The organism is uncultured Jannaschia sp. (assembly GCF_947494025.1).
Taxonomy (GTDB): Bacteria; Pseudomonadota; Alphaproteobacteria; order Rhodobacterales; family Rhodobacteraceae; genus Jannaschia.
Genome location: NZ_CANLTQ010000010.1, coordinates 25,483 through 33,645, shown reverse-complemented (window position 1 = coordinate 33,645; position 8,163 = coordinate 25,483). Strand labels below are relative to the sequence as shown.

Annotated in this window: 7 protein-coding genes; 3 read left to right on the top strand and 4 right to left on the bottom strand. The window is 66.2% G+C overall.

The features are described from left to right. Positions 1-223: 223 nt before the first annotated feature. The 3 genes from Q1B08_RS12960 (at position 224) to Q1B08_RS12950 (ending at position 3,257) form a co-directional block, all read left to right on the top strand. Positions 224-826, top strand: a complete 603-nt coding sequence (locus tag Q1B08_RS12960) for a VPLPA-CTERM sorting domain-containing protein (RefSeq protein ID WP_299819397.1) — start codon at positions 224-226, stop codon at positions 824-826. A 213-nt stretch (positions 827-1,039) separates the two neighbouring features. After that, entirely contained in the window at positions 1,040-2,047 is a 1,008-nt protein-coding gene (locus Q1B08_RS12955; RefSeq protein WP_299819394.1) for a glycosyltransferase 61 family protein, read from the top strand. Positions 2,048-2,414: 367 nt separating this feature from the next. Beyond that, positions 2,415-3,257 carry a glycosyltransferase gene (locus Q1B08_RS12950; protein ID WP_299819534.1) on the top strand — a complete coding sequence of 281 codons (843 nt, stop codon included), beginning with the start codon at positions 2,415-2,417 and terminating at the stop codon, positions 3,255-3,257. Between the two features lie 27 nt (positions 3,258-3,284). Here the strand turns inward: Q1B08_RS12950 and Q1B08_RS12945 are convergent, their stop codons facing one another. The 4 genes from Q1B08_RS12945 to Q1B08_RS12930 all read right to left on the bottom strand — a co-directional run bounded on the left by Q1B08_RS12945 (position 3,285) and on the right by Q1B08_RS12930 (position 7,736). After that, positions 3,285-4,493, bottom strand: a complete 1,209-nt coding sequence (locus Q1B08_RS12945; protein ID WP_299819391.1) for a glycosyltransferase — start codon at positions 4,491-4,493, stop codon at positions 3,285-3,287. A 443-nt stretch (positions 4,494-4,936) separates the two neighbouring features. Further along, entirely contained in the window at positions 4,937-5,719 is a 783-nt protein-coding gene (locus Q1B08_RS12940) for a WecB/TagA/CpsF family glycosyltransferase (protein WP_299819388.1), read from the bottom strand. A gap of 14 nt (positions 5,720-5,733) precedes the next feature. After that, complete coding sequence (locus Q1B08_RS12935; protein WP_299819385.1) at positions 5,734-6,609, bottom strand: hypothetical protein; 876 nt, start codon at positions 6,607-6,609, stop codon at positions 5,734-5,736. A gap of 11 nt (positions 6,610-6,620) precedes the next feature. Then, positions 6,621-7,736, bottom strand: coding sequence for a Gfo/Idh/MocA family oxidoreductase (locus tag Q1B08_RS12930; RefSeq protein ID WP_299819382.1), 1,116 nt, complete (start codon positions 7,734-7,736; stop codon positions 6,621-6,623). Positions 7,737-8,163: the final 427 nt, after the last annotated feature.

The following is an 8,163-nucleotide window of genomic DNA, read 5'->3' as shown; positions in this document are numbered from 1 at the left end:
CCTGATCACGTCACCGGTCCGGGGCGCCCCGTCTTGACGGGCGCCTTCAATTCTAACCTAGGGTAAAGAGAATATTCCACTGCCTCGTGTTGTTTTTTTGGACGCGCCGTCGGACATGCCGGCCGGGCCCGGCGTTAACCCTAATGGAAGATTCCGGCTTTTCAAAAGATAAAGATCTCTTCAAATCCGGAGCGTTGACATTTTCATGACGAAAGGACGGAACATGAACATGATTGGAGCTTCCGCGGCCCTGCTGGCGCTGGCGCTGGCGGCACCGGCAACGGCGGCGACGGTGACGAACACGGGCACAACCGCGGACATGAGCGTTCAGACCGTGTCGCAGAGCGCCTCGGTCGTCGATCTGGACTTCGTCTGGACAGGCACGCCCGCCAGCGGGTTCTTCGAGTTCACCACGGTGGATTCGTTCGATGTCTACTTCACCGGCTTCGCGCCCGCCGACGCGGATGGCGAAGTCACCGGCCTCGCCTTCTACCGCTCGGGCGACGACACGCGCCTCACGACGCAGGGGGATTTCTGCGACGATGCCGCCCTGGCGCCGGTCTCGGGCCGGTGCAGCCTGATCGCGGGCGCGGATGCCGACGGGTCGCGCGCGATGTTCCGCCCCGACGGGTCGACCTCCCTGTTCGGGACGCTCGACGCCGGAACCTATGTTCTGGGGCTCTACGAAGCCGGCAGGCCCGCCTCCGGGACCGCCAGCTTCCGGGTCGTCGAAACCCCCGCACCGTCGCCGGTCCCGCTTCCCGCCGCGGGCCTGCTGCTCACGGCCGCGATGGCGGGCCTGGGCTTCCTGAAACGCCGCGTCTGACGCATGACGCCGGCCCCGGACGCCGTTCGGGGACCGGCGACTGCCCACAGCCGCTCTCCGGCGCCGGCTTCCCGGATCGTTCAGTCCCGATACTCTGTCCCGCATCGCAAATCTCGTGCAGGACATGCGTGCCCCACGATCCCCGAAAGGTCCGCACCGATGTACAGGTTCCGTCCAGTCGCAAGCCAGATCGCGAAGCGCGTCGGATTCGGGATGCCCAGGCTCGCAGACGCCGCGATCGAGGTCATCGAGGAACACCCGTCCAGCACGGCGTTCTCCAAGCCCGTCCTCATGCTCGACGAGGATCGCGCCAAGGTCGAGCGGGCGCAGGCGGCCACGTCGCTCGCGACGCAATGGGCGATCATCGACGGTCGCGACGTCGTGCACCAGGCCACGGTTCGATACGTGTTCCGGGACGTGCTGGCCACGCCGTTCGGCTTCTTCACGACGCACGAGGGCTTCGCCCGCTCCGGACCGGTGCGCTACGCCGAGGTGATGTCCGCCCGGATCGAACGGCGGCCCAGCGGCTTCTTCGCGGCGAGCCCGATCACCCAGCAATATTTCGGTCACTGGATCCGGGACGGGTTGATCGGCAGCTATCTCAAGCGCCCGCACGAGGATCTGTATTTCCCCTCCGATCCCGCCTGGTCGCATGCCCGGGAATACGTGGACCTGCTGGGGGTCGAACGGCTGCAGGCCGACTACGTGGTCTTCGACGAGATGTCCTATTGCCGGGACGTGGGGCAGAATGCCGGGCGGGCGGCGCGTCTCGAGCGTCTGCAGGCGCGGGTTCAGGGGCTCTTCGGCGATGTCGGCGTTCCGGGGGCGTTCATCCGGCGCGGCCGGACCGGCGTGGCGCGCGTGCTCCTGAACGAGGACGAGGTCGTCCGGGCCCTGTCGGCCCGAGGCTTCGCGATCGTCGATTCGACGGATCCGCTCGAACACATCCTGCGGTCGGTCTCCGGCACGCCCGTCACGGTCGCGATGGAGGGGAGCCACTGGAACCATCTGTTCCTCGCGTCGCGCCGGGACGCGCTGCACGTGACGATCAACCCGGCGGACCGGTTCAACAACATCTTCGCCGATTTCATCGATCACACCCCCGGACAGCTCGCCACCACGGTCGCCGTCCGCGAGGGAGACGGCTACCGCGTCGACGTCGCCAACCTCCTCCGCCTCATAGACCTGCACGAGGAAGGAAAGAACGGCCGCCGCACCTGAAAGCCGGGTGGCCAAAACTCGACAATAGAAAAGCTCGTCGGAAGCCGCCCGATCCCTAATTAAGAACAAGGTTGGAGAGAATACGCGAAGGCTGAAGGATCAATCGGCGGCAGCGTCCGAAAGCCGATTTCTCCCAAAACCTCGGCCCTGCGCCTCGCGGAACGACCCGCCATGCCGAGAAGGTTAACATATGATAAGCATATAGAATAGAAGAAGACTCTGTGTATCTTTGCGGATATTTTTTGTCGCGAAGTTCAGGCTTGATCACTTCGTTGAAGTGAGGGCAATCATTTCGTTAATATTTGCCATCCCGTAGTCTCTAGATAGAGCGACATTCCCCGGCATCGTTGGATTTCTCGTGTACGATATGAATTTCTCCTGCGCCATCAGCGTTATAATACCGGCTCACGACGAGGCCGATCATATCGATGATTGCCTTCGGAGTCTCTGGGCATCCGATCCGGTCGATGGTGGGGCGGAGGTCGTCGTCGTCGCCAACGGATGCTCCGACAACACGGTCGCGCGGGCGCGCGCCCACACTTCCGCCGCCACCCGGGTCGGCTGGAACTTACAAGTTCTCGATCTGCCCGTGGGCAACAAGGCCGCCGCGCTGACCGCAGGCGATGTGGTCGCGACGGGACAAACGCGGGTCTATGTGGACGCGGACGTGACCGTTTCCTCTGCCCTTATCGCGCAGCTGCAGCGAAGCCTCGACGGCCCCGCCCCGGGCTATGCCAGTGGCCAAGCGGTCATCGCGCCTCCCCGGACCCACGTGACGCGGCATTATATCCGGTTCTGGAAGCGCCTGCCCTTCGTTGCCAAGGGCGTGCCGGGCTTCGGCGTCTATGCAGTGAATGCGGCCGGACGGAAGCGCTGGCAGGACTTCCCCGACATCATCTCCGACGACACGTTCGTCCGCCTGTCTTTTGCTCCTGAGGAGCGCCGGATCGTTCCCGCGACCTTCGTGTGGCCCGCGATCGAAGGGTTCGCCCCCCTCGTGCGCGTGCGGCGCCGGCAAGATGCGGGCGTGACCGAGATCGCGCAAAGGTTCCCCGAGCATATGACCAGGGACGACAAGCGCCGTCCCGGGCTGGGCGAGCTCGTCCGGTTCGGACTGAGCGATCCGGTCGGCTTCGCCGTCTACAGCACGGTGATGCTGTCGGCCAAATTCACGCGCCGCCTGAACAAGGGCTGGGCCCGGGGCCGCTGATCCAGTCGTTGTGATCGGTCCGTCCGATCAGGATCGCGCTGCGGCTTCGACAAGGGCCTCCAGCCGCTCGGCCGAGGCGTCGATGTCGTGGCGCGCGAGGACCCGGGTTCGGCCTGCCTCGCCCATCCGCACCCTTGCCGCCGCTGGCATCTCCGCGAGCTCGCACAGAGCCGCCGCCAACGCTGCCGCGTCGCCTGCCGGGACCAGCCAGCCGGTCCGTCCGTGATCGACAAGCTCGGGAATGCCCGCGATCGCTGTGGTCACGACCGGCCGCGCTGCGGCCATCGCCTCCATGACGACCATCGGCAAGCCCTCCGCAAAGCTCGGCATAACCAGCGCATGCGCGGCGCAAAGCTCGGCGTTGACGCGCATCTCGTCCACCCACCCGGTCAGCGTCACCATCGACCCGAGCCCTGCCTCAGCGATGGCGCGTTCAAGATCGGGGCGGAGCGGTCCGTCACCCAAAAGCACGAGATGCGCGTCTGGATGCTGGTCCCGAATGCGCGCGAGGGCCTGTATCAGGACCATCTGTCCCTTCTGCTCGACGAATCGACCGATGGAGACGAGCCGCAGCGGCCCGTCAGGCGACGGAGCCGGCGCAGCGTCTGGATCGGGCTCGATGCCGCAATGGATCACCGCGAGCCGCGGCCAGTCCCCGAGATCGGCCCAGCGGCAGAGTTGGCTGCGTCCGAACTGACTCACGCCCACGGTGAAGGCGGAGTCGCGGATCTTGTCGTCGAGCGAAAGCGCGCGCGGTGCGTCGAACTCCTCGGGTCCGTGTACGGTAACGCTGTAGCGTGGCCCGCCCAAGAGACGGGCGAGCCGGGCAATGGCGGCGGAGTTGGTCCCGAAATGCGCATGCGCGTGGATCGCCCCGGCCTCGCGACAGAGCTCGACAACCCGCGCGGCCTCGATGAGGTAGATGAGATGGCGCAACCGGCCCGCCTCCGAGCGCCGCCCCATCGCCAGGGCGGCGCGAAGCGCGCCGAGGAACCGCGCGGGCCCGGCAAGAGCCTGGCGCGTCGCGGCCGCGAGGAGCGCTGCGCCGCCCTCGCTCAAGACGTAGCGCGTCCGCTCCATTTCCCGGGTGTTGCGGATGTCGACCGGCGGCGCATCGGGCCGGCGCATGGCCAGCCGCACCACCTCGTGCCCCCGCCGTTCCATCGCCTGCATCTCGCGCCGGATGAAGCTGTGCGAGGGCTGCGGATAGGCGTTGAGGATATATGCGATGCGCATGAAATCTTGTCTCCGAGGCCGGCGAGGATGGGCTTGCCGGTACTGTATGCGAATTCACCGATCGATCCGGACCGGCTTGGATCGTCCAATCCGGGGGTGCGATAGTGACCGTACCACCCTTTTCAATTCATGAGGTTCGAACCGAAGTATCGGCACCGTCCGGGCTGGCCCCCGACCATCAAGGCCGTCCTGAACGCCGCGGGCTGGAGGACCGGATGCCTCATCCGACCGGAGTGCTTTCCATGCGGCAGAGGCTTCTCGTTATTCGCATTCTCCGTCGTTGCCGCCCAGACGACCGACACTGCCGAATGCGTGCTTTGCGGAGATCGCCGATACGGCAAGGCCTGCCGGACGATGACGGGAGGAGGAGAGGTCGCTTGCGAGCGTCTGCCCGTGTCCGCAAAGGACGTCGACGCTGCGCGATCTGACCGGCGCGCCCGCCCTTACCGCTTCGCGAACGGATCGCGGTAAAGGCCGAGCTTCTGCTTCAGCACCGCCCAAAGGAAGGGCGGCTCGTGGATGACGTAGCGGTGGAAGCGGGCGCGGGGTTCCTTCAGCAGGCGGTAAAGCCATTCGAACCCGCCCTCGGTGATCCATTTCGGCGGCCGCGCGAAGGAGCCCGACTCGTAGTCGATCGTGCCGCCCAGGGGCAGCCAGAGCTTCACGCCCGGCATCCGGTCCCGATACCGGATGATGAACTTCTCCTGCCGCCCGCCGCCGAGCCCCACGAGCAGCGCGGTGGCGCCGGACGCGTTCACCGCGTCGATCATCGCGTCGATCTCGGCCGGATCGCTCTCGAAGTCGAAGGAGGGCGCGTAGGTGCCCACCACGAAGTCCCGGCCGACCTTGGCGTTGATGTTCTTCGCCGCCGCGTCGGCCACGCCAGGCTTGCCGCCCAGCATGAAGAGGGTCATGGCCGGATTGTCGCGGTGGTGCATGTAGAAGCGCGGGAAGTAGTCCGACCCCGACACCCGCTCGCGGACGGGGGTGCCGAGGAACTTCGTCGCGAAATACATGATCTGGCTGTCGCAGGTGATCACGTCGAATTCCGACAGGATCGCGTGGAAGTCCGGATCCTTCTGCAGCTTCATCGCCATGTCGACATGCAGCGTGAGCAGAAGCCCCTCGTCGAAGTCGCGCACGAGTTCGTCCATGGAGACGTCGTGGACATGCGCGTTGAGCATCTTCACCTCGCGCAACGCGCGCAGGCGGGGGGGTGTCCTCATGCCGCTGCCATCCATCACGCCGCCGCCTCCCGGCCCATATACCTGTCCACGAGCGCCTTGGTGCCGTGGATGTTGGCTGCGCTCGACGCGCCGAACAGGATCGACTCGACCCCCGGCAGCTCCGAGATCCAGTGGATCGCCTCGTCGGCGGGAATGGCCCCGCTCGCATAGACCGACATCGCGATCGCCCGCACCCGGCCCGAGCGCAACGCGTCGAGATAGGCGTCGTATCCGCCCGACATGCGGAAGCCGATCTTGTTGATGTTCGAGCAGATGATCGGCCGCTCGATGCCTTCCCGCTCCAGCGCGTCGAGAAGCATCGGCATGTTCATCGTGATGTAGCCGGGCTCGGCGCCGTACTCTGTCTTCACGTGGTCGTGGAAGATGCGGAAGGCGCGGGTGAAGCCCATGCCGAGCAGGAGGTCGACGAAGACGTTCTGCATGAAGATGACCGGCGTCTTCGTGCCGCGGAACATCTTCATCTCCATGTCGATCAGGACCTTCTCGATCCCCTCGACCTCCTTGGTGGCGAGCGTCCGCGCGCCGGTCAGCGCGGTGGCGAAGAGGCCGTCCTTCGGCATGAATTCCCGAAGCGCGCCCATCATCCCGTGCTCGGTCACGGCGTTGGCGTATTTGTGCGCGTAGGGCATGCAGGGGTAGAAGGTGAAGTCGGCGTAGCGCGCGGGGTCGGCGCGCACCCGTTCGGCGACCTGCGCGATCCGGTCGTGGGTGGTGCAGGCGAAGGTGCGGATGCCCGCATCGTAGGCCACGTCGAGCACGTCCATGATCGCCTGCGTTTCCTGGAAGCGCATGGCCTGGGCGCGGGCCTTCTCCTCGGACATGTGGTTGATGCCGAAGAACTGGTTGTCGCCGAAAAGCAGTCGGTCCATCTGTGCCATCCCTAGCGTCCCCCGAACCCGAAGAAGCCGCGGCGCGCGGGCTTCGCCGCCGGCGCCTGCGCCTCGCCCACGGGCTGCCCGGTCTCGGCGTTCTCGAGGATCATCGCCATCACCCGGTCGGTCTCGGCGGCGGAGCGGAAGGAGTTCTCGGCGGCCGCCGTCTTCCGCTCCGCCACCGCGGTGATGAAATCGTCGAGCTGCCCGGAATATTCCTCGCCGCGCAGGTAGAACCAGGCGTCCTCGGTGAGCTCGGTGGTGTATTTCACGTTCCAGCCCGCGACATAGTCCGGCAGCGCGTCGTGACGCTCGCGCAGGTAGAGCTGGCATTCCTGCCGGTCGGCGTAGAGCCGGCCGTTCGTGCCGACGATCGTGATCTTGGTCGACATCTTGCGGTAGCTCTCGTCGGACCAGTTCACCGAAAGCTGCGCCGTGGGCCCGTCGGGCCATTGCACCGTCGACATGACCTGATCGTCCGTCCCCTCCGAGAAGACCGAGACCAGCGCCGAGCCCGTGACCCGCGACGGCGCGCCGAAGAACCAGTTCAGGAGGTTGAGCGGATGCGCGGCGTAATCGTAGAGACAGCCGCCGCCCTCCTCCTTCTGCGTGCGCCAGGTGGCGCGCTTGGGACGCAGCACGACCGGCCCGTAGGCCTCCGCCAGAACATGGGTGACGCGGCCGAGCGCGCCCGTGTCGAGGATGCGCTTCATCTCCCGGAACGCGCCGACGTAGCGGTAATGGTAGCCGACCTGGTTCACCACGCCCTTCGCCTCGGCGAGGTCGGCCAGGGCCATGCCGTCGGACCAGTCGAGGCAGAAGGGCTTCTCGCAGAAGACATGGAGGCCGCGGTCCAGGGCGGCGCGCACCATCGGCGCGTGGAGCCGCGACGGCGTGGCGATCACAACGGCGTCGAGCTTCGTCTCCGCGAGCATCTTGTCGTAATCCTTGTGGATCGGCGCGGACACGTTCCGCGACAGCACGTCCACCATGAATCCCGCCCCGTCGCAGGCGACGGTGTTGGCCAGCGGATGCGCGTTGACCATGGAGAAATGCGACAGGCCCATCTTGCCCAAGCCCACGACCGCGATGTCAATCGGGGCGGTCCGGATCGGTTTGTTCATCGGGCCCTGTGCTCCAGATAGAGATTCCGCCTTCCGCGCGGGCAACCGGCTGGATGACAGAGGCGACTTAGGCCGCCCCCCTGCGAGGAGCAACCGTTCCCGGCCACGTCACTACGTCATTCCGCCCCGTCCCGGCGAAGATTTCATGAACAATCCGAACGGATGGCGCGGATACGCGCCGCTTCCGAAATGATCGCCGCAGCTGGAGCACGGAACGTGCCGGATCATGATTCCACCTTGCCCTCCGGAGGCGGGTCCGGCGCCACGGCGCATACGGACAATCGGCCGCGGAATCGGACCCGCGCCATCGCGGCCGGATCGCCCCGGAACCGGACCTGCCGCACCGGAACCGACTGCATCCCGGCCGATCGCGCTATCGCTCATCTCCACAAGCGATTGCACCGGATCCGGTGCGCGACTACATTCG